At 56.6% G+C, this 24,986-nt stretch carries 6 protein-coding genes; 3 read left to right on the top strand and 3 right to left on the bottom strand.

Annotation, left to right across the window (positions count from 1 at the left end):
- Positions 1-202: 202 nt before the first annotated feature.
- On the bottom strand, positions 203-952 hold the full coding sequence (ubiG, locus tag ACQZQY_RS19425; RefSeq protein ID WP_136375811.1) for a bifunctional 2-polyprenyl-6-hydroxyphenol methylase/3-demethylubiquinol 3-O-methyltransferase UbiG: 750 nt from the start codon (positions 950-952) through the stop codon (positions 203-205).
- 260 nt (positions 953-1,212) lie between these two features.
- Between ubiG and gyrA the strand changes: the two genes are divergently transcribed.
- Positions 1,213-3,864 carry a DNA topoisomerase (ATP-hydrolyzing) subunit A gene (gyrA, locus tag ACQZQY_RS19420; protein ID WP_122097561.1) on the top strand — a complete coding sequence of 884 codons (2,652 nt, stop codon included), beginning with the start codon at positions 1,213-1,215 and terminating at the stop codon, positions 3,862-3,864.
- A gap of 143 nt (positions 3,865-4,007) precedes the next feature.
- Positions 4,008-6,884, top strand: coding sequence for a two-component system sensor histidine kinase RcsC (rcsC, locus tag ACQZQY_RS19415; protein ID WP_431296238.1), 2,877 nt, complete (start codon positions 4,008-4,010; stop codon positions 6,882-6,884).
- A 79-nt stretch (positions 6,885-6,963) separates the two neighbouring features.
- On the opposite strand, the gene rcsB is transcribed toward rcsC, so the two are convergent.
- The gene (gene rcsB / locus ACQZQY_RS19410; protein ID WP_056782307.1) at positions 6,964-7,614 is read right to left on the bottom strand and encodes a response regulator transcription factor RcsB; all 651 of its coding nucleotides are present in this window, start codon (positions 7,612-7,614) and stop codon (positions 6,964-6,966) included.
- A 4-nt stretch (positions 7,615-7,618) separates the two neighbouring features.
- Positions 7,619-10,309: a phosphotransferase RcsD gene (gene rcsD, locus ACQZQY_RS19405; protein WP_414070710.1), complete on the bottom strand. Its 2,691-nt coding sequence runs from the start codon at positions 10,307-10,309 to the stop codon at positions 7,619-7,621.
- Between the two features lie 623 nt (positions 10,310-10,932).
- Here rcsD and ACQZQY_RS19400 point away from each other — a divergent pair.
- Complete coding sequence (locus ACQZQY_RS19400) at positions 10,933-24,840, top strand: Ig-like domain-containing protein (RefSeq protein WP_431296237.1); 13,908 nt, start codon at positions 10,933-10,935, stop codon at positions 24,838-24,840.
- Positions 24,841-24,986 lie beyond the last annotated feature (146 nt).

Raw genomic sequence — 24,986 nt, 5'->3', positions numbered from 1 at the left:
TGCCGGTTTATTAAACGTTAGAAAAAAACGCTATATTGATCTGGATAACTATTCTAAAAAATCATGTTGCATCGCCGACGTCACCAACGCCCTAAAAACTAAGGTTTAAGTAAAACCCATCACGCTAAGCGCGGGCAGAATTGCACTTAATCTCGCCCGGAACACATTTTCCGGGCTTGACGTCGGCGTCATTTCCGGCAGGTCAGAGGCTGGCGCTCTCTTCCGACTGGGTGTGAATCATGTAATTCACATCAACGTTCGGCCCGAGTTTGAAATGATCGGTCAGCGGGTTGTAATGCAGACCCATAATGTGACGTTCGGACAGCGACGTGCGATCGATCATGCCCAGTAATTCAGACGGCTTGATGAATTTTTTAATGTCGTGCGTGCCCTTGGGCACCATTTTCAGCACATATTCTGCGCCAAAAATCGCCATCAGCCAGGCTTTGTTATTGCGGTTGATGGTGGAGAAGAACACATGGCCGCCCGGTTTCACCAGACGCGCGCAGGCGGCAACCACAGAAGCCGGATCGGGTACGTGTTCCAGCATTTCCATGCACGTCACCACGTCGTATTGCTGAGGATGTGCATCAGCGTGGGCTTCGACAGTTTCCTGCACGTAATCGACTTTCACGCCGCTTTCCAGCGCATGCAAACGTGCGACCTGTAACGGTTCGCCGCCCATGTCCAGACCGGTGACTTTCGCGCCGGCGATGGCCATGCTTTCACTCAGAATGCCGCCGCCGCAGCCGACGTCGAGCACATTCTTCCCGAACAGGCCGTCGGCACGCTCCAGAATGTAATTCAGGCGCAGCGGATTGATACGGTGCAGCGGTTTGAATTCGCCTTCCAGATCCCACCAGCGTGAGGCAACCGCCTCAAACTTGGCGATCTCTTCGTGGTCGATATTCTGTGGGGCAGCAGGGGCGGGTGTGGATGCGGTGTTTGTCATGAGCGTGATGGACTCCTTATATCTCGATAAAACCGATTATACCTATTTCGTCTGCTTTGGTTCAGTTTTGTGGTTCTGGCGAATCTTTATACGAAATGCGGTGCTTTGCGCAAAGGTTTGAAAGACGTTGGATAATACTCGCCAAAAGGGGGCGGTTGTTTTCCACGTTTCGCTGGTTTGTGGTATAGTTTTACACCTTTGCGCTATATATGCCTACGTGGGCAGCGGCCATGAATAATCAGTAGAGGGATAGCAGCTCCATGAGCGACCTTGCCAGAGAAATCACACCGATTAACATCGAAGAAGAGCTGAAAAACTCTTATTTGGATTATGCGATGTCCGTTATTGTCGGACGTGCGCTACCAGATGTGCGTGATGGTTTAAAACCGGTACACCGCCGCGTACTTTTCGCAATGAACGTCCTCGGTAACGACTGGAATAAAGCGTATAAAAAATCGGCCCGTGTGGTCGGTGACGTTATCGGTAAATATCACCCACACGGTGATACCGCAGTTTATGACACCATCGTTCGTATGGCTCAGCCTTTCTCACTTCGCTACATGCTGGTGGACGGGCAGGGTAACTTCGGTTCAGTGGATGGCGACTCCGCAGCTGCCATGCGTTATACCGAAATTCGCATGTCGAAAATTGCTCACGAATTGCTGGCTGACTTAGAAAAAGACACCGTCGATTTCGTGCCAAACTACGATGGCACCGAGCAGATCCCGGCGGTCATGCCAACCCGTATTCCTAACCTGCTGGTGAACGGCTCGTCAGGTATCGCAGTCGGTATGGCGACCAACATTCCGCCGCATAACCTCACCGAGGTGATCAACGGCTGTCTGGCGTTCATCGAGGATGAAAACATCAGCATTGAAGGGCTGATGGAACACATCCCTGGGCCAGATTTCCCAACAGCGGCAATCATTAATGGCCGTCGCGGCATTGAAGAAGCTTACCGCACCGGCCGTGGCAAAATTTCCATCCGTGCCCGCGCAGAGGTGGAAGCGGACGCCAAAACCGGTCGCGAAACCATCATTGTTCACGAGATCCCGTATCAGGTGAACAAAGCCCGTCTGATCGAAAAGATCGCCGAGCTGGTGAAAGAAAAACGTGTTGAAGGCATCAGTGCGCTGCGCGATGAGTCTGATAAAGACGGCATGCGTATTGTCATTGAAATCAAACGTGATGCCGTGGGTGAAGTGGTTCTGAATAACCTTTACTCGCTGACTCAGTTGCAGACCTCTTTCGGTATCAACATGGTGGCATTACACCGTGGTCAGCCGAAAATTTTGGGTCTGAAAGAGATTCTGTCTGCGTTTGTTCGCCACCGCCGTGAAGTGGTGACGCGCCGTACCATCTTTGAACTGCGTAAAGCCCGCGACCGTGCTCATATCCTTGAAGCACTGGCTATCGCCCTGGCAAACATCGATCCGATCATTGAACTGATCCGTGCTGCACAATCTCCTGCTGAAGCGAAAGCCGGCCTGATTGCGCGTTCATGGGATCTGGGTAACGTGGCGGCGATGCTGGCCAGCGCCGGTGACGACGCAGCCCGTCCTGAGTGGCTGGAGCCTGAGTTTGGTATTCACGAGGGGAAATACTTCCTGACGGAACAACAGGCGCAAGCGATTCTGGATCTGCGTCTGCAGAAACTGACCGGACTTGAGCACGAAAAACTGCTGGATGAATACAAAGAGCTGCTGGTGCAAATTGCCGAGCTGATGTACATCCTGTCCAACCCTGACCGTCTGATGGAAGTCATTCGCGAAGAGCTGGAAGCGATCCGCGATCAGTACAATGATCCGCGTCGCACTGAAATTACGGCGAACTCGTCTGACATCAACATCGAAGACCTGATCAACCAGGAAGACGTTGTGGTGACCTTGTCGCATCAGGGCTATGTGAAATATCAGCCACTGACCGATTACGAAGCGCAGCGTCGCGGCGGTAAAGGTAAATCAGCAGCCCGTATTAAAGAAGAAGACTTCATCGACCGTCTGCTGGTCGCCAATACCCATGACACCATTCTGATGTTCTCAAGCCGTGGTCGTCTGTACTGGATGAAAGTCTATCAGTTGCCGGAAGCCAGCCGCGGTGCCCGTGGTCGTCCTATCGTCAACCTGTTACCGCTCGAGCCGAACGAACGTATCACCGCCATTCTGCCTGTACGCGAGTACGAAGAAGGCCGTCATGTGTTCATGGCAACAGCCAGCGGTACCGTGAAGAAAACCGCCCTGACCGATTTCAGCCGTCCGCGCAGCGCTGGCATCATCGCCATCAACCTCAACGAGGGTGATGAGCTGATTGGTGTTGACCTGACCGATGGTAAAAACGAAGTCATGCTGTTCTCTGCGGCCGGAAAAGTGGTGCGCTTCTCTGAAGAAGCGGTACGTTCGATGGGCCGTACGGCGACCGGTGTTCGCGGTATCCGTCTGGGCGAAGGCGACAGCGTTGTGTCGCTTATCATTCCTCGCGGCGAAGGGTGCATCCTGACCGTCACGCAGAATGGTTTCGGTAAACGTACTGAATCTGCTGAATACCCAACCAAATCCCGTGCAACACAGGGCGTTATCTCGATCAAAGTGAGCGAGCGTAACGGTCCGGTTGTCGGCGCGATCCAGGTTGATGAAGCCGATCAGATCATGATGATCACCGATGCCGGCACGCTGGTTCGTACCCGCGTTTCTGAAGTGAGTACCGTTGGCCGTAACACCCAGGGTGTTACGCTGATCCGTACCGCTGAACAAGAACACGTGGTAGGTCTGCAACGTGTTGCAGAACCGGTTGAAGACGAAGAGCTGGATGGCGTTGCCACCGAAGCAGGCGAACTGGAAGCGGCGCAAGCAGCCGATCTGCCAGACGAAGCAGAAAGTGAAGACGAACAGCCTGCTGACGACGAAGAAGAATAAGTTTTCGTAGTCAGTTGTCAGAAAGGCATAACATGGCAACGTGTTATGCCTTTTTTATTTATTTCGGATTTTTTAGAAAGTCCTCCAATAGTGTATTCTGATTCACATTCCGCTCACCGAGCCGTTACACCGATGGTTACTCCTTGAAATATCTTGCTTCGTTTCGTACAACGCTGAGGATCTCCCGCTACCTGTTCCGGGTGCTGGCGCTTATGTTGTGGACTTTGGGTGTGCTGCTGACCACCTTTTATGTGCTGAATATCTTCCACAACAAAGAGTCTGAGATCCGTGATGAGGACAACCTCAATTACGATCTGGCGCAGAGCTATATCAAAAATTCCAATGACGTGATGCGCAGCATTAAGTTCATGGCGGAAAAGCGACTGAGCGATTCAATGAACGGCCTCGACATCATTAACGGGATGATCAGTACCAAGAATACGCCGCCGTCCTACCTTTCGCTTTTCCCTGAGTCTGACTGCTCACAGCTCAATGGCAGTTACCGCAATTCGCTGGCGTCGCTCGGCAATATGATCCACTACTGGAAAGACAACTTTTCCGATGCCTATGATCTCAACCGCGTGTTCTTTATCGGCGGTGAGAATCTGTGTCTGGTGGATTTCGGTATCAGCAGCGAGCCTTTTGAACGGGAAAGTCAGGATCAGCTGAAATCGCTGCATGAAAAAATCCTGCAATACCGTAACGGCAAGAATCCGGATAAAGAAAACAGCCTGTACTGGGTGTCGCAGTCCAGTAATAAAGAATCCGGTTATCTGTATGTTCTGACACCGATTTTTGTCGGTAATAAGCTGGAAGCGCTGATGGGCATCCAGCAGAATCTGCGTCTCGAAGATCTGGTCACGCCGAGCGCGCAACATACCGGCGTGACGCTGCTGGATGAGAACGATCAGCCGCTGCTGAGCCTGTCCGAAGGTGACCGTTATACCGCCGCGCTGGGCAATTACCCGCAGGAAAGCTCCTACTTCGGCTACATGAACGGCTACAAAGATCTGATCTACAAAAAGCCGCTGTCGCCGTCCTCACTGAGCGTGGTGTATTCCATGCCGTTCAATATTGTGATCGAACGGTTCAAGATCATGATATTCAACGCCGTGCTGCTGAATATCTTCTCTGGCCTGTTGCTGTTCATTCTGGCGTGGGTGTTCGAGCGCAAGATGTTTTTACCCGCCGAACAGAATGCGTTCCGGCTGGAAGAGCACGAGCAGTTCAATCATAAAATTGTTGCGTCGGCGCCGGTGGGGATTTCGATTCTGCGCATCAGCGACGGCGTGAACATTCTGAGTAACGAGCTGGCGCACAATTACATCAGCATGTTGACGCAGGAAGACCGACAGCGCATTACGCGCATCATCTGCGATCAGCAGGTGAACTTCGTCGATGTCATCACTAAAAACAACAACAATATCCAGCTGAGCTTTGTCCATTCCCGCTACCGTAACGAAGATGTGGCGATCTGCGTGCTGATTGACGTCAGTGCGCGCGTGAGAATGGAAGAGTCGTTGCAGGAAATGGCGAACGCCGCCGAGCAGGCCAGCCAGTCCAAATCCATGTTCCTGGCGACGGTCAGCCACGAATTGCGCACGCCGTTGTACGGTATCATTGGTAACCTGGATTTATTGCAAACGCAGGGGCTGCCGCAGGGTGTTGACCGCCTGGTGACGGCGATGAACAACTCCTCGGCGCTGTTGCTGAAAATCATCAGCGACATTCTCGACTTCTCCAAAATTGAGTCCGAGCAGCTGAAAATCGAGCCTCAGGAGTTCTCCTGCCGGGAAGTGATCACCCATATCGCCGGTAACTATCTGCCGCTGGTGGTGAAAAAGCGCCTCGGGCTGTACTGCTTTATCGAGCATAACGTGCCGCTGTCGTTTAACGGCGATCCGGTGCGTTTGCAGCAGGTCATCTCCAACATCCTGAATAACGCTATCAAGTTCACCGATACCGGCTGCATTGTTCTCAACGTCAGAACCTGCGGTAATTATCTTGAATTCCAGGTGCGCGACACCGGCGTCGGCATTCCGGAACGGGAAATTACTCGCCTGTTCGATCCTTTCTTCCAGGTGGGGACCGGCGTGCAGCGTCATTTCCAGGGCACCGGTTTGGGGCTGGCGATTTGTGAAAAACTGATCAACCTGATGGATGGCGATATTGATGTCGAATCCGAGCCGGGTCTGGGCAGCTCCTTCACGGTGAGAATTCCGCTGTACAGCGCGGTATTCCCGTCCGAAGCGCCGCTGGATCACTGGCAGGATAAAACCGTCCTGCTCGATGTGCGCAACGCCTACCTTGAAAGCTACCTGATGCAACTGCTGCGCTATCACGGCGCGAACATTCAGCGTTACGAACCTGAGGAACAGACCTGCGCGGAAGACGTGCTGATCACCGATACGCCGTTTATTCACATGGGCACCTTGCGCGCGCAGATTGAATTCTCGATAGACCATATCGGGCCCCCAGTGGAAACCCGGCCAGGGTATTGGGTACACGGCACCTCGACACCGCTGGAAATCGCCTTGCTGCTTAACCGGATTTATCAGATTGAGGCGGCCGGGGAAGAGGGCGGATTACAGGCACCAGCGGCTGACAATGCCGTGGCGCAGGATTACAGCGACATCCGGCTGCTGGTGGTGGATGACCATCCGATCAACCGCCGTCTGCTCGCCGATCAGCTGGGCACCATGGGCTATATCGTGGTGACCGCCAACGACGGGGTCGATGCGCTGGATGCAATGCGGGCACATGAGATTGATATCGTGCTCAGCGACGTGAACATGCCGCGTCTCGATGGTTACGGCCTGACGCAAAAACTGCGCGAGCTGGGGCATACGCTGCCGGTCATCGGCGTGACGGCCAATGCGCTGGCCGAGCAGCGTCAGCGGTGTCTGGAAGCGGGAATGGATAACTGCCTGTCGAAGCCGGTGACGCTGGAAACGCTGCGCGATACGCTCAGTTATTACAGCGATCGGGTGCGCAAAGCGCGGCCTGTACAGGAAAGCTGAGTCGAAAAAAAGCCATAAGAAAAGGCACCGGAAAGGTGCCTTTTTTTTGCTGTCAGTGTTGTCGCTGAAAGCCTGAAAACTAGTCTTTGTCGATCGGCATGGAGCTGATTGAGGACAGGTAGTTCAGCAGCGCAATATCGTTTTCCACACCCAGTTTCATCATCGCTGATTTCTTCTGGCTGCTGATGGTTTTGATGCTGCGGTTCAGTTTCTTAGCAATTTCAGTGACCAGGAAGCCTTCTGCAAACAGACGCAGAACTTCGCTTTCTTTCGGAGACAGGCGTTTGTCGCCGTAACCGTTGGCACTGATTTTTTCCAGCAATTTTGCCACGCTGTCCGGCGTAAACTTCTTGCCTTTTTGCAGTGCGGCCAGCGCTTTAGGCAGATCCGTCGGCGCGCCTTGCTTAAGAACAATCCCTTCAATGTCCAGATCCAACACCGAGCTCAGGATTGCCGGGTTGTTGTTCATGGTCAGAACAATGATCGACAACTGAGGATAGTGACGCTTGATGTACTTAATCAGCGTGATGCCGTCGCCGAATTTATCGCCCGGCATGGAAAGGTCAGTGATCAGCACGTGCGCATCAAGTTTGCTTAAGCTGTTTACCAGTGCAGTCGAGTCTTCAAACTCGCCAACGACGTTCACCCATTCGATTTGTTCAAGTGACTTACGAATACCAAAAAGGACGATAGGATGATCATCAGCAATAATTACGTTCATAGTATTCATGTGATTAGCTACCTTGCTGCAGCAGTCTGGAGACAAAAGAATCAATAAGATTGATGGTTTCAGTAATCTGTAATGCATCGCCATCTGCGATGTACTTTTCTAACTCTTCACACAATTGCTTGCCTGGGGTCAGGTTCAGCATAGCGAACACTCCCTTAAGGCGGTGTGCAGTTTGGGAAAGTGATGTGAAATCACGACGTTGGTTTTCATTATACAGTTTCTCAAGATCTTCCGGTACTGTCTCGACAAAAAGCTGATAGTAATCGCTTGATTTTAGCTGATTTTCATAATGGTCGAGAGAGTCTTCACCGGTTTCTTCGGATGAAACACTGTCATCAGGCACAGCAAATTGCTGCTCAATTAACAGTAGGGTTGCGTCGATCAGCGCACTGCTGATGTTGTAATTGACGCGAATATAATGCTTTTCAAGCGACTGAAAACCGGACTCATCGTCGGTCAGCAGCAGCGTAAATTTGTCACTGTTTTGCGGGTTATCCGTCAGCAGCACGTCATATTCCCGCGTCAGCTGGCGCTCGTCAGCCACAATACACACGGCGCCATAGGCGTTCATGGTACGGGTGACGATCCCGCGCACTTCGTCAGACGTGATGTCCAGCAGCGCTGTCACATCCGTCAACAGTTTCTCGTGTTCCGCTTCAATTTCCTGCGCTTCCGGGCGCTGTTTGACGCGCACGGTATAACGTGTGCCGATATTCAGCTTACTGCGAATCTCCAGCTGACCGCCGAGCTTCTTACACAGCTGATTACACAGGAAGAACGTCAGGCCGGAGCCGTGATTAAAGCGATCAACTAACGTCTGACTCAGGAAAGGATAATTCAGATTGCTCAATTCTTCCTTCGAAATTCCGCTGCCGGTGTCAGTTATGTGAAACACCAGCTGATCCGGGCGATCTTCGTCCTGCTCGCTGGTCAGCGTGACCTTGCCGAGGGACGTCGTGACGATGGCGTAATCGAGCAGCAGCGACAGGATTTTTTTCACGGCCTGCATATCACCGACAAAGGTGGTTTCAGGCGCGATATGGAAATGATTCAGCAACCCGAGCCCTTTCTGACTCAAGCGGGGCAGGGCGTCGAGCAGCAGTTCATCGACCATCGCGGATAACACATAGGACTGACTGGCTGGCTGCCAGTCCTGCGTTTCCAGCCGCGTCAGCAGGGTGATGTTGTCCACCAGCGTCAGCGCATTGCGCGATTCGACCTGCAATTTGCCTTCAAGCATCTGACGCTCGCGCGGTTCTTCAACCGCCACTAACGACTCGACCAGCCCGTTCAGTTCCTGCAACGGCTGATTCAGTTCGATGCCTAAATTGTGCAGCATCAGTTTGCGTGCCTGCAGATTCTTCTCGAACTCACGCTTAGCCTGTTGCAGCGTGCGGTTCACCATCACTTCTTTGTCCTGATCGTGCAGCAGGAACAGATAGGTTTCCGGCGAAATCTGGCTGCGGATCATGCGGATCTCATACACCTCATTATTGACGGTGGCCTGAATCGAGCCGTTGTGTTGCTCGGCCATATTGGCAATTTTATTCAGGCTGAGATGCGGCAGAAGCTGGTCGGCAATCTTATTACTGAGGATCACGCTGTGGTTGCTGAAATTGTACACCAGCAAGCCAAGCGGCAGACCGGATATGATTTCCTGGTTCAGCGCCTGCTGCATGTGCAACTGCGCCGCCATATTTTCACTCGGGCGGATGTACTGATGACGGATGAAGTAAATGCTGGTCATCGCCAGTGCGATCAGGAACAGATTGATGAGGATCAGCCAGAAGTTGTTTCTCGACAGATCCACCACCAGGCTAAACAGCGGCACGTGGTAAGTCAGCGACAGCGGCGAGTTGCTGAGCGGCACGTTAAATACCAGCGACCAGCCCTGCAGCGTGATGCTGCTGGTGGCGTTGTCGTCGCTCGGGTCACCTTCATTGACGGCGGCCGTGCTGCCATTGAGCTGGAAGTTGTCCCGCGCCATGTTCAGCGGGATCAAATCACTCATCGGTATATCAAACGCGATGACCGTTGCCAGATGGCCGGGGTTATTGAAGGTGGTACGCAGGGAGAAGCTGTAGTCGCTGCTCTGACGGGATTTACGCAGACCGGAATAGCTTTCGCGTTCGTCCAGCGTATTCGCCTGTTGCAGCATTTCAGCGCGTCGCGATTGCAGCGTGCTGGTGAAATAGTTTTCTTTAAGGCGGGAGTCCTGTTCCTCGAGCGCTACCGTCGTGATCAGCACCATGCTGTTATCCTGGCCGTTCAGATAATACAGCGAATAAGGCAGCGTTTTCGCGCCCCACTGTTCATCCAGGAAGGCGGATATTTTCAGGGTCAGATCCAGCGTGGAGCTGTCGTGAGTGCCGAAAATCAGGGCATCTGTTTTCTTGCGCGGTTTGGACACGTAGAACATGTCCTGACGCAGACGAATTTCCTGTGCAGACACGGCGTCCGGCGGCAGCGGCTGGCCGGTGAAATTGTCGTAAATCTGATAGGTCATGTAGCGATACTTATCGATACGTTTTTGCAACTGGTCGGCGGTGGTTTGCACCGTGCGCAGTTTGTCATTCAGATAAGCATTGGTGTAGTTATACCCGTAAAGACCCAGCCCCAGTGCCAGCAGCAAAATGAACAACCAAAAGAATCTCGTGATATTGGTTGAGGTCAGCGATAAATATTTACCTGACATGATGATGAGTCTTTTCCTTCATGAAAAAACACCTGAGATTAAACAGACCGCACAGTTTATCAGAAACGATAAGTTTCAGTGATTGCACGTAGTCTTAATTATTTTTGTACTCAATGCATTAAGCTCAAAAAAAACGATGTGTTCCCACAAAACTGGTAAGCCGTTTTGATGGTTTTTTTTATCTCTTTATGATTGATTTTCTTGACAATGATCGCGCTTACCTTTTTGTTAATCTCCCATAAAATCATGTTAATTCAATAAATTAACAGAATAATTCCTCGCTAGGCCAGATTTTCACATCCGTCAAAAATTATATTTCATATCAATTTGATGAATAATTTTTATCTTTAAGATAACATTTTTTTAATACACTTAACTCAAATCATGCATATAACTTATGGAGTTTCCGGGATAAAAATGACGGAATCACCAAACAGAAACACATAAAAAGCATCACTATTATCATTATTTGTACGTTTTGCAGTCTGTGTACCACTCATCACCAGTTGGAAGTTAATCCATTACTTCAATGGTCTTCATGTTCGCCAATCGCTCTTCCCTGTGACGGGAGGGGCGGTTCGTGGCGGATGTGAGCAACAACTGGATGCAGACAGGGGTACAACATGGCTCAGAACGGTAGCGTTGTTATTGATGTTCTTTCTCGTACAAATGGTGCGGTGATCTCCCAGGTTTCAAACGCCAGCCAGGACGTAACCCTCAATCAAATCAGCATAGTACGCGTGCATGCGACGCGTGACGCGGTCGCAAGCTACGAGCGCGTCGGGAACGATCTTGTCATCCACATGAAAGATGGCCGCACGGTCCGTTATCACAGCTTCTTCGATACCGATGGCAAGGGCCATCACAGCGAGCTGATTTTCGATGATGGCGTGCATCCTATCGAACACGCGGCCTTTGTCGATACCGGCGCGACCGCAGGCGCTGTCCCGATCGTCCCTGCCTATGAAACCATTCCTGACGTCGGTGCCCTGGTCCTCGACTCTTCCAACTTTGACCCCGCTGTTTTAGGCGCCATTCTGGGCGTGGTTGCGCTCGGTGCCGGTATCGCGATTGCCGCAGGTGGCGGTGGTGGCGGCGGCGGGGGTAGCAGCAGCAATAACGGCGGCAGCGACGGCGGCGGTAATACTGGCGGTGGAAACACGGGCGGCGGCAATACCGGCGGTGGAAACACAGGCGGCGGCAATACCGGCGGTGGAAACACAGGCGGTGGCGATACCGGGGGTGGAAACAACGGCGGTGGAAACACAGGCGGCGGTAACACCGGTCAGGCAGCAACCTTGTCGCTGAGCGCCTTTGCGGGCGATAACATCCTCAATGCGACGGAAGCGCGCATCGCGCAGATTTTCTCCGGTACCACAGGCAACGTGGCCGCAGGCCAGACGATTACCCTCACCATCAATGGCAAATCCTACACCAGCACCGTCGGTGCTGACGGCAAATGGGACATCAACCTGCCGTCGGTCGATCTGCAAAATCTGGCGGATGGCACCTATGTGATTTCGGTGACCGTCACCGGCACGGATGGCAATTCCGTTACGCAGGGCGTCACCGTGGTGGTCGACAGAACGCCGCCGGTGGTATCGCTTGACCCGATTGCCAATGACAACATTCTGGATGCCGTGGAGCATCAGCAACCGCTGACGATCACCGGTACCGCTTCAGTGTCTGAAGCCGGGCGCACGCTGGTCGTCACCCTCAGCGGCGTCGATTACAACGCCATTGTGGGCGCGGACGGCAGCTGGTCGGTGACCATTCCGGCCAATGCCGTGTCTGCTCTGGCCAATGGCGACTACACGCTGACCGCTTCCCTGACGGATGCCGCAGGCAACCAGACCACCACTCCGGCTGAATTCTCGGTAAACGACAACGCCGGTATATTGAACGTTAACCCGATTTCGGGCGACGGACAGCTGAATGCGACGGAAGCACAGAGTGCGCTGGTGATCACCGGCACCACCTCCAATGTGCCTGCCGGTACGCAAATTACCGTGACGCTGGGTGGTGAGGAATATCGCACCACCACCAACGCGGATGGCGGATGGAGCCTGAGTATTTCTCCTGCCCAGTTGCAGGGGCTGACCGACGGTTCAACCACGGTGACCGTCAGCCTGGTTGATGCTCAGGGCAACCCTATCAGTCAGACCACGGATCTGACTGTGGCGATCCACGGCGTTCCGCCAACATTGGATCCTGCTTTTGGCGGTGACAACACGCTTAATGGCGCTGAATCTGCCACCAGCCAGACACTGACCGGGAATACCGGTCTGACAGGCGAGGGCCAGACCGTCACGGTGACGATTGGCGGCCAGCAAATTACCGGCACCGTCGCGTCTGACGGCACCTTCACGGTCACGGTTCCGCCATCCCTGCTCGGCACCCTGCCGCAGGGCAGCAATAATATCGTGGTCACCGTGACCGATCCGGCGGGTAACAACAACACCCTCACCACGCCGGTGAGCGTGGACACTGTCGCGCCAACCCTGACGGTCAATCCGCTGGAAGGCGACGGTTACATCAGCGTGGCGGAAGCCGCATCGCAAATGACCCTGACCGGTACGGCGTCGGTATCCGAAGCCGGTCGTCCGGTGGTCGTCACCATTAACGGCGTTGATTATACGGGCGCCATTGTTCAGCCGGATGGCAGCTGGAGCGTAAACATTCCGGCGGGTTCGCTGAACAATCTTAATCAGGATGTCGTGGTCACCGCGACACTGACGGATGCGGCGGGGAACGCCATTACCAATACCAGCACCCTTCACGTCGCTTCTGATCCGACCCTCCCGCCGCTCATCACGGTGAATACCTTCGCGTCGGATAATTTTGTCGATGGTGCTGAGCGCCAGACCGCGCAAACGTTGAGTGGTACCACCACGCGCGTTGAAGCCGGACAAATTGTCACCATCACCCTGAACGGCCACACCTATACGGCGACCGTGGGTGCCAGCGGCAACTGGAGCGTGATTGTTCCGGCGGCAGATATGATTGTGCTGGGTGACGGTCCGCAAACCATCACCGCGACTGTCTCTGATAAAGCCGGTAACGAAGCCGCGCCGGGCACTGACACCTTTAACGTGGATGCCTCGCAGAACGGTATCGCCATCGATCCGGTGACCGGCGATAACGTCATCAACGTCACTGAAACCAATGACGGTATTTTGATCACCGGGACCACGCTTGGCGTCGCGCCGTTTGCGCTGGTGACGGTGACTTTCGGTTCGCTGATCCGTCTTGCGCTGGTTCAGCCAGACGGCAAATGGTCACTGGCGCTGTCATCCGCTGATTTGCAATCACTGGGTGCTGACCCTGCTGGCCTGCCACTTTCTGCCAGCGTGCAGGCGCTGGATGGCTCTACGCTAAATAACAGCATCTCTGTTGGCCTGGATAATCAGGCTCCGGTGCCCACCCTTAACACGCCGTTTGGTGACGGTTATCTGAATATTACCGAAGCGGCAACGGCTGAAACGCTGAGCGGCACCACCGGCAAAACCGGTGACGGGCAGACCGTCACCGTCACCCTTGGCGGGCATACCTATAACGCCACGGTGGATGGCGCCGGCGTTTGGTCGGTCAGCCTGCCGTCTGCTGATTTGCAGGCATTACCGGCAGGCAATAATGCGATTGTGGTGAATGTGACTGACAGCGCGGGCAACACCGCGACGCTCAGCGGTTCCGCCACTGTCGATTTCACCGCGCCAACCCTGACCCTCAATCCGGTTTCCGGCGACGGTTACATCAACAGCGCCGAAGCGGCGGCTGATATTAACGTAACCGGCACCGCGTCGATTTCTGAAGCCGGTAACACCGTGACCGTGACGATTAACGGCCAGCCTTACACCGGCATCGTGGCGGTAAACGGGCAGTGGTCGGTGACCATTCCGGCAGGCGCTCTGGCAGGCGTGACGGACGGACAATATCCGGTGACCGTACAGCTTTCTGACGCAGCCGGTAACAGCACCACCATTACGTCCAATGTTCAGCTGGCAGCCGATCCGGCCTTAGCGCCGACCATCACCCTGAACGCCTTTGCGGGCGACAATATTCTTGATGGTGCAGAGCAGCAAACGGCTCAGACCCTCAGCGGGACGACGACGCATGTTGAAGCCGGGCAGGTCGTCAATATCACCCTGAATAACGTGGTGTACAACGCGACCGTGCAGGCGGATGGCAGCTGGAGCGTCAGCATTCCGTCTTCAGCTCTGGGCGCACTGACCAACGGCACATTACAAATTGATGTCGCGGTGCTGGATAAGGCCGGAAATCCGGCCACCGGCAGTGAATCGTTCACCGTGGATAACACGCTTAGCGGTCTGTCTGTGAATCCGGTCACCGGCGATAACCAGCTGAATGCTCAGGAAGCGGCAGCGGGCGTCACCATCAGCGGGACCTCCGTCAACGTGCCGGTCAACGGCATCGTGACGATTATCCTCAACGGCAAAACGTACACCGCGACGGTCGGCGTGGGCGGCGGCTGGAGCGCGCAGGTTTCTGCGGCAGATCTCGCTACCCTGAGTGACGGTCAACACACCATCACTGTCAGTGCCACCGATGCCGTCGGGCAACCGGTCACCGGCAGCGATGTGCTGAATGTCATCATTCACAATCTGCCAAACGCCACACTCGACACGCCATTTGGCGACAGCATTCTCAATGGCGCCGAAGCGGGTGTCAGCCAGACACTGACCGGGAATACCGGCGTTTCCGGCAGCGGCCAGACCGCAGTGGTGACCTTTGGCGGCCAGGATTACGCCGCCGTTGTCGCCGCCGACGGTTCGTTCTCGGTGTCTGTGCCGTCATCGGCACTCACTGCCGTCGGACAAGGCCCGACCGCCGTGCAGGTTGCGGTCACGGATGCGGCAGGCAACACCAGCAACATATCTGTGCCGGTATCGGTTGATACCATTGCGCCCGTTGTCACCATCACCACCCCGGTTGCAGGCGATGGCACCATCAATGCCGCCGAAGCCGGGGCGATTATTCCGGTCAGCGGTACGGCGGGCGCGGGTGAGACGGGCGATACTGTCACCATCGAGCTTGGCGGGCATACCTACAGCGGTACCGTGGGCGCAGGCGGCGCATGGACCGTTAACATTCCGGCCGATGCACTGGCGAATGTGGCGAACGGAACGTACACCCTGACCGCCACCGTCACTGATGCCGCAGGCAACGCAGGCACCGCGACCGCACCGGTCACCGTAAAAGCGGATCCGGCTTTGCTGCCGACGCTGACTGTCTCGACGTTTGCAGGCGACAACACGCTTGATGGCGCGGAGCAGCAGACAGCGCAAATCCTCAGCGGCACCACCACGAATGTGGAAGCGGGACAAACCGTTCTCATCACTATCGGCACACTTCAGTACAGCGCAACCGTGCAGGCCAGCGGCGCATGGAGCGTTTCTGTTCCGGCGGTTGATTTGCAAACACTCGGCGACGGTCCGGCGACGATCAACGCCACCGTGACGGATGTGGCCGGAAACCCGGCGCAGGGCAGCGATGCGTTTACCGTCAACTCAGCGCTCGGCGGTATTTCCATTGATACCATCGCCGGTGACAACAATATCAACGTGACGGAAGCCGCGGCGGGTGTGAACATCAGCGGTTCGACGTCCAATGTGCCGCAGGGCACGATCGTCACGGTCAGTCTGGGTGGGAAAACGTACACCACCACGACCGACGCGCAGGGCAACTGGACCGTACCGATCCCGGCGAATGACCTTACCAGTCTGTCCGATGGCACCAGCCATGTGATTGCGACCACGGTGTCTACCGATCTGGGTACCGTGACCACGCAGCAGGATATTGGTATTTACACCCAACCGCCGGTACCTACCCTGAACCCGCCGTTCGGCGATGGTCAGTTAGGCACTGATGAAGCGGCTGCCGCACAGACTCTGACCGGTTCTACCGGGCTGACCGGCGACGGCCAGACGGTCATCGTGATCATTGACGGCATCCCCCTGACCGGTACCGTTGCGACAGACGGCACCTGGACTGTCACCGTTCCGGCAGGCACTTTAACGGGCGTAACGGAAGGCCCGACGCCGGTGGTGGTTAACGTCACCGACGCCGCAGGTAACCAGGGCACCATTACCGGTTCTGTGAATGTCGATTTCACACCGCCTCCGCTGACGCTTAATCCGATCGCGACAGACAACGTGATCAACGCCGCCGAAGCGGGCGCGCCGATCACCCTGAGCGGAAACACGGATGCAGCGGAAGCCGGGCAGACCGTGACCCTGACCTTTAACGGACAGACTTATACTGCACAAGTACAGCCGGACGGGAGCTGGAGCACCACCATTCCTGCCAATACGCTGGACGGTGCGGCTGACGGCAGCTATCCGCTGACGGTTCAACTGACCGATGCCGCGGGCAACACCACCACGCTGCCGCCGGTCAATATTGAGCTCGCGACGCAGAACGTCCCGGTGCCGACCATCGAAACGCCGTTTGGCAATACCTTCCTCAATCAGCTGGAAGCGGGCGCCGAACAGACCCTCACCGGTACCACCGGCGTGACGGGCGCAGGTCAGACCGTCGTCGTGAATATCGGCGGTGTGGATCATGCAGCGACTGTCGATGCGACCGGGATCTGGACCGTAAACATCAGTGCGGCTGATTTGCAGGCGATAACGGAAGGCCCGCAAAACATCGTGGTGACAGCCACCGACAGCGCGGGTAATGAAGGCACAGTTAACAGTGCAATCACCGTGGACTACACGCCGCCGGTGCTGAACTTCGATCCGGTGGCGATCGACAACATCATTAATGCTGCCGAAACCTTGCAGCCGGTGGTGATCAGCGGCACATCTGACATCCCGGATGCCGGACAAACCGTTTCCGTGGTGCTCAATTTCAACAATGTGACTTACACCGCCGTCGTCCAGCCGGACGGCACCTGGAGCTTCACGCTGCCAAGTTCGGTGGTGCAGGCGCTGGCCGACACCACGTACACGCTGTCAGCGTCTATCACCGATGCGGCCGGTAACATCACCACAGGCAATCACAGCTTCAGCGTCGATGCGGCGGCGGCTGATTTGCCAACGCTGACCATCACGTCCGTGTCGGGCGATGATTACATTAATGCGGCAGAAAAAGGCGCGGATATTCCGATCACCGGGACCTCCACGAATCTTGAAGAAGGGCAGACGGTGGTCGTGACCTTTAACGGTAATGACTACAACGCCCTCGTGGGTGCGGATGGCACCTGGACGGCTACCGTTCCGTTCGCGGATCTGGCTACCTTGTCTGACGGACCGGTGACCGTGACGGCGACAAGTACCGATGTGAGCGGCAACCCGGCGTCTGCCACTCACAACGCCACGGTGATCGCTCAGCCGGGCGACCTGCTAACGCTGACCATCAACGCGATTTCCGGCGATGACTACATCAATATCGTTGAGCACAATCAGGGGATGACCGTCAGCGGTACCTCCAGCCACGTGCCTGTGGGCGGCACGGTCACCGTGGTTATCACCGGCGAAGCCTATACAGCGACGTTTACTGCCACCGTGCAGGCCAATGGCACCTGGAGCTTCCCGATGACGGCGGCTGAGGTTCAGGCGATGCCGGCGGGTAATAACACCTTTACTGCCACCGCGAATGACGTGGCGCAAAACGTCGCCACGGCAACGCATGATGTGGCGGTTGATACCGTCGCACCGCTCCTGACCGTGACGGTGGATACCGGCGGTGATGACATCATCAATCTGGCAGAAGCGGCGCTGGGTATTCCGGTCAGCGGAACCACGGATCCAAACCTGACCGTGACCGTCACGCTTAACGGCAAAGACTACACCACCACCGCAGACGGCACGGGTGTCTGGAATCTGACCATTCCGGGCGTGGATGTGCAGGCCATCACCACCGATGGCACGAAAACCATCGATGTCAGCGTGACCGATGCGGCCGGGAACAACCTCACCACGTCGGCTGATTTCACGCTCTCCTCGCACGCGTTACCAACGCTGACGATTGGCGTGATTGCCGGTGACGGGATCCTGAATATCAGTGAAGCGGCCAACGGTTTCACCCTGAGCGGAAGCAGCTCAGGTCTGGCGCCGGGAACGGCTGTGCTGGTGACGGTGCCGGGGCTGCTTGATCCGATTTCCGGTACGGTGAACCCTGACGGACTCGGCTGGACGGCGATCGTGGCGCCGGGGCTGCTCAACGGGCTGACCACCGGTATCGTACAGGTGACCGTGACGGCACAGGATGTTGCCGGTAACCCGGCGTCTTCCAGCGCCAGTCTGGATATCGAACTGTCTCCGCTGCCGTTACCGACCATCAATACGCCGTTTGTGGATGGCGTTCTTAACGCCGCCGAAGCGGCAGGTAATCAGCTGATCACCGGTTCAACCGGCATTACCGGTGCGGGTCAGACCGTTATGGTCACTGTCGATGGCACACCGGTGCTGGCCACCGTCGCCAATGACGGCACCTGGACGGCGACCGTCCCTTCCGGCGTGCTTCAGGGGCTGACGGATGACACGCACACCATCAGCGTGACCGCCACCGACAGCGCGGGGAATACCAGTGCGTCCGGTACCCTTGATTTCACGTCGGTGACGCAGGTTCTGCCAGTGGCTGGCATTAACGTGCCATTCGGTGACGGCATTCTGAATCTGGATGAAGCGACCGCGGGCGGCAGCATTACCGGTACCACCGGGATCACCTCGCCGGGTCAAACCGTCACTGTGGTCATTAACGGTAACGCAGTGCCGGTGGTGGTGGATTCTGCTGCCGGAACCTGGACGGTTACCCTGACGCCAGCACAGTTGCTGGGCTTGCAGGATGGCACATGGCCGGTCGTCGTGACCGTGACCGACAGTGCGGGCAACACCTCGCCGCTGACGGCATCGGTTGATGTGCGGATCAATAACATTCCGCAACCGACGATTGATCTGCCATTCGGTGACGGCACGCTGAACATTGCAGAATCTGCGGATGTTAACGGCCAGACGCTCACCGGATCCACCGGCGTAACGGGCGCAGGCCAAACCGTCAGTGTGGCGATCGCGGGCATGACCGGCAGTCCGTTTACGGCAATCGTGGATCCGGATACCGGAAACTGGACCCTGAACCTCACCCCAGTTCAGCTGGCATCGCTGGGGGAGACGACCGCGCTGCATGATATTACCGTGACGGCGACCGATTCTGTTGGTAACCATAACGAAGCCACCATCAGCTTTACGTCGCATCTGTCCGGGCCGGTACCTGTTATCAATGAGCCTTTCCTTGACGGTAGTCTGAATATCGCCGAAGCCGCGGGTGTGAATGTCATCACCGGTAACACCGGCATCACCGGCGACAACCAGAACGTTAAATTAACCATCGATGTCGGCGGCACCACCTATACCGCCACCGTCGATCCGACCACAGGTGACTGGACGGTAAGTCTGCCTGCGGGCGTCCTGAATTCTCTGGGCAGTGGCGCGCATGATATTAACGTGACGGTGACCGATGCCGCAGGCAACAGTACGCCAGCGACGCTGCCGTTTACCAGCTACCTCACCGCACCGGATGTCACCATCAACACGCCGTTTGGCGATGGTTATCTGAGTGCCGCCGAAGCCGCCGCGGCTGCCACCACGCCAATTGTCCTTAGCGGGACGACGGGAGTGACGGGCACCGGGCAAAGCGTGGTCGTTCTTGTCGGGGGGATCCCTATTCCGGGCGCGACGGTGGATGCGAACGGTAACTGGACGGTTTCTCTGAACTCGGGCGAAATCGCCGATCTGCCGCAGGGCGCACAGCAAATCTCCGTGACCGCGACGGACGGTGGCGGTAATACCGGTTCGGCTTCAACCGATATCGGTATCGCCGTGACCCAGTTGCCAGCCGTGGCAGTCACGTCATTCGCCGGTGCCGGTTTCGATCTGACCTACGCTGAAAGTCAGAATCCGCAAACCATCACCGGTTCGACAGTGAATGTGCAGGCCGGACAGCAGGTAACGGTTTCAGTCGGCGGCATCAGCCATCAGGCAACCGTACAGGGCGATGGCACCTGGAGTGCCACCTTTACCCCTGCGGAACTGGCAACGCTGGACAGCGCAGACACGATCACCGCAACGGTGAATGACCTGGCAGGTAACACGGCAAATCTGCTGGCGCCTCAGGCTATTACTGTTGATCTGACGCCGCCAGTGACCCCAACGCTGACCATCGATCCGGTGACCGGTGATAATATTCTCAACGTAGCGGATGGCAGCCCGACGACTATTACGGTGTCTGGTAAGGTGCTCAATGTCCCGGATAACACTTTGGTCACCGTTACCGTCGGGGGAGATCCGCATATTGTCGCGGTGACCGGCGGTGTCTGGTCAGTTGCAGTACCCGCCAGTGACTTTGCCGATGGCGGAACCACGGTTATTACCGCGACTACCTTAATTCCACCGACCAGTGCGACAAGCAACGTGCTGGTAGATCTCACCGCGCCAGTGCTGACGATCAGCGCCTTTGCCGTCAATGACACACTTAACGCGACCGAATCGAAATCGGCTCAAACCATTTCAGGTACGGTGGTTGACAACAACAATAACGACGTGGGCAGTGTGGTGACTGTCTCGCTCAACGGTAAAAACTACACGGCAGTCGTGCAGGCTGGCGGCGCCTGGTCAGTTAGCGTACCGGCAGCCGATTTGCAGGCCTTGCCACAAACGGCTAACGGCGGAGTTAACGTCATTACCGCAACGCTGACAGATGCAGCGGGGAATACGGGTAGTGCAACACCGCATCCGATCACCGTCGATACTTCCGCGCCGTTGCTGGCGCTGGATGTGGTGGCCGGGAATAACGTCATTAATCTGGCGGAATCGCTGCTCAACGTACTGGTGGGCGGCACGTCCAGCGGCGCGGACGGTCAGACGGTGAACGTCACACTGGGCGGTGCCTCCATCGGTACGGCCGTTATTCAGCCGGGCGGGGCATGGTCGCTCAACCTGACGCCAGCGCAGTTGCTGCTGCTTAACGACGGCACCCTGACGCTGGCGGCGACGGTAACGGATCAGGCGGGTAACACCACCAGCGTCAGTACCGGTCTGGATATCTTCTTCAACAAACTGCTCGCGCTCAACGTCACCAGCGGTCTGGGGCTGACGGATGGCTTCCTCAATCTGGCGGAATCGCAGGTGGCGCAAACCATCAGCGGGACGGCGATTGGTGCGGGCGTGGGGTCGGTGGTGTCCACTGTCATCAACGGCACGCCGCTGTCGGCCATTGTCGGGGCGAACGGTGTGTGGTCACTGAACATTCCGGCGGCATTGCTCGGTGCGCTGGGTGACGGTCAGCAGGTGCTGAACCTGAACCTCACCGATGCCGCAGGCAACGTGACCGCATCCGTGCTGAATCTGGACGTGATTAAAACGCTGCCGGTGCTGGGCACGCTGGATCCTCTGTTTGGTGGCAACGGTCTGCTGAATGCCACGGAAGCACTGCTGGCGCAAACCATCGGCGGCGTCGCGACAGCGGTTGACGGTACTCAGGTGACCGTGACGCTTGGCGGCAAAACCTACAACACTACCGTGACGGCGGGGACCTGGAATATTCAGATCCAGCCGGGCGATCTGGCGGCATTGCTGGATGGCAACCTGAGTCTGGGCATTACCCTGAAAGACCCGGCAGGCAACACGTCGACCAGCACTATTCCGGTGGGGATTGCCATCCACAATCTGCCGGAAGTGGTGCTCAATACCGTGTTTGGCGACGGCGTGCTGAATATCGCCGATCTGCTGGTCAATCAGACCATCAGCGGTACCGTCTCGAATGTGGCGGCGGGTACGGCCATCGCGGTGCAGGTCGGTACACAAACCATTGATGGCGTAGTGGATGCAACGGGGCATTTCCTGGTCACCGTTCCGCCGTCCGTGCTCGGCTTGCTCAGTGGCACGACCGCGGCAGTCAGCGTCACCGTGGCGGATGCCGCGGGTAACGTCGGTTCTGCAGTGGCCAATGCGGTGCTGGATCTGGTGAAACCGGTCATTAACCTTACCTCGGTACTGGGCGATGGCTTGCTGAACGCAGCGGATGCGCTGACCACGCAGGTGATTGGCGGGACAGTCAGCGGCGTGACTGCGGGTACGCAGGTTCAGGTCACGCTGGGCGGGAAAACCTTCCTCGGCGCGACCGACGGTACCGGCGCATTCAGCATCACCCTGCAACCGGGCGACCTGACAGCGCTGGGCGACGGCACCTTCCCTGTGGTGGTTTCTGTTACTGACAGCGGCGGTAATACCAGCACCAGCAGCAGTACGCTCACTTCCATCATCAACGCCGTACCGAAAATTGTGCTGGATCCTGTTTTCGGTGCAGATGGCATCCTGAACGCGGCGGAAGCCCTGCTGACGCAAACCATCAGCGGTACGGTCACTAACGGGCATGTTGGCGAAACGGTCAACATCAACGTCGGCGGCGGCCTGATTAACCTGACGGCCACCGTGGGCAGTGACGGTAAGTTCTCTGCTGCACTGACACCGCTTCAGCTGGCCGGATTGCTGGACGGCAATCTGACCATCGTCACCACCGTGACCGATGAAGTGGGCAACACGGCGTCGAATACCCTGGGGCTGAATGTCGGTATCCACAATCTGCCCTCGATTATTCTTAATCCGGTCTTTGGCGATGGCGTACTGAACGTGGTTGACCTGCTGACCGGCCAGACCATCAGCGGTATCGCGACCAACGTTGCGCAGGGTACGCAGGTGCAGATTTCCCTGAATGGCAAAAACTACCTTGCCAATGTGGGCGTCGGCGGCGTGTTCAGCGTGACGGTGCCGGTGACCGATCTGGGCGCCATTCTCAATGGTTCACAGTCGGTCATCGCCAGCCTGGTGGATGGCTCCGGTAATACGGCGTCGGTCACCAATCTGCTGAACGTGGTATCGCAGTCGCTGCCGACCATTACGCTTAACCCGCTGTTTGGCGATGGCCTGCTGAACGCGGCGGATGCGCTGCTGACACAAACCATCAGCGGTACCACCACCAACGCGCAGGGCTCAACCGTGACCCTGAACGTCGGCGGCAATACCCTGACGGCGCTGGTGAAAGCGGATGGCACTTTCAGCGTCGCGGTTCCGCAGCTGACGCTGGCGAGCCTGCTCGACGGGACGCTGAATGTCGGTGCTTCCATCACTAACGCCGCCGGTCATTCCACCAGCGGAAGCGCATCGGCAACGGTCGGCATTCACACTCTGCCAACGCTGTCACTCGGCTCACTGTTTGGCGGTGACGGCTATCTGAACGCGGCTGAAGCGGGCGCTAACACCAACATTACCGGGACCTCCAACCTGCTCAACGGCACGGTGTCGGTCAGTATTGGTGGCGTGACGCACACCGGCACCATCACTAACGGCGCGTGGAGTGTGCCGTTTACCTCGGCAGAGCTGAAAGGGCTGGCGGATGGCTCGACGCAGGTTTCTGTGTCGGTGGCAGATACCGTGGGCAACACCGCCATCATCTCTAACCCGCTGAGCGTGCTGACACACGCCCTGCCGCTGGTGGCGCTCAATCCACTGCTCGGGCTGACGCTCGGTGTGGTGGGCGGCATTCTCGGTGGTCAGGGTCTGACGCTGAGCGGCACCAGCCGTAACATCGCACAAGGGGGTCTGGTCAGCGTCACGCTGCTGGGCAATACGCTGGCGGGGACCGTGCAGGCGGACGGTTCGTGGACCGTTAAGTTCAGCAGTGCCTTGCTGAGCAGTTACGGGCTTACCGGGTTGCTCGCCGCGTTGCTCGGGGCGGTGATTGATCTGAAAGCGGTCGATGCGGCCGGTAACGGATTCGATGCGCACGTCGGGCTGACGGTCGGTTCTACATTGCCGGCTGAACCTGTAACGCTGATGGCAACGTCGCTGGCAGTGGACGATACCCATACGCTGGCGGCGGTTCACACCACCGATACCAGCACCACCACGGATACCTCAGAGACGCACGCCACCAGCACGCTGACCGCTCCGCTGGCAGCGACGGACACCAGTGCCTCAACGACGACCACGCATGATAACGCCACGGCCGACACCACCGCGCATGCGGACACGGCGTTCTCCATTGGCGGCGTGACCATCGACCTGACGGCAACTGACGGCGTGGCCATCGGCGGCGCAGGCAACGACACCATCTCGGTTCACACGCTGGACTTCGGTCTGATCGACGGCGGAACCGGTGTCGATACCTTGCTGCTGGCAGGCACCAATCAGCATCTGGATCTGACGCTGCTCGGGCTGAAAGTCGAGCATATCGACATCTTCGATCTGGGTAATTCCGGCACCAACAGCATCTCGCTGAATCTGCATGAAGCGCTGAATGTGAAAGACAATCCGTCCGATGAAGTGGTGATTAAAGGCGGTGAGGGCAGTCTGGTGAACCTGCAAATGGGCACGGACGGCGCATGGAGTGAAACCGGGCAACGCACGGTGGATGGCCTGACGTTCGACGTTTACCACAACGCATCAATGGATGCCTCGAACACCCTGGGGGACGTTCTGGTGCAACACGGTCTGCACGTACAACAGAGTTAATGTCTGTCCGCCGCCCCCGGCAAAGGGGGCGGCGGGGGTGGGGGTTTACTGGCGACTGCGGTGCCATGAATTCCCCACCCCAACCCTCTCCTTCACCGGGCAGGGAGCTGTACCCAAAATTATAAATCGGCGTAATTAAGTGGTGT

The organism is Rahnella sp. PAMC25559 (assembly GCF_050632365.1).
Taxonomy (GTDB): domain Bacteria; phylum Pseudomonadota; class Gammaproteobacteria; order Enterobacterales; family Enterobacteriaceae; genus Rahnella; species Rahnella rivi.
Note: the sequence above shows the minus strand (reverse complement) of the source record. Positions and strands in the feature narration are given on the sequence as shown.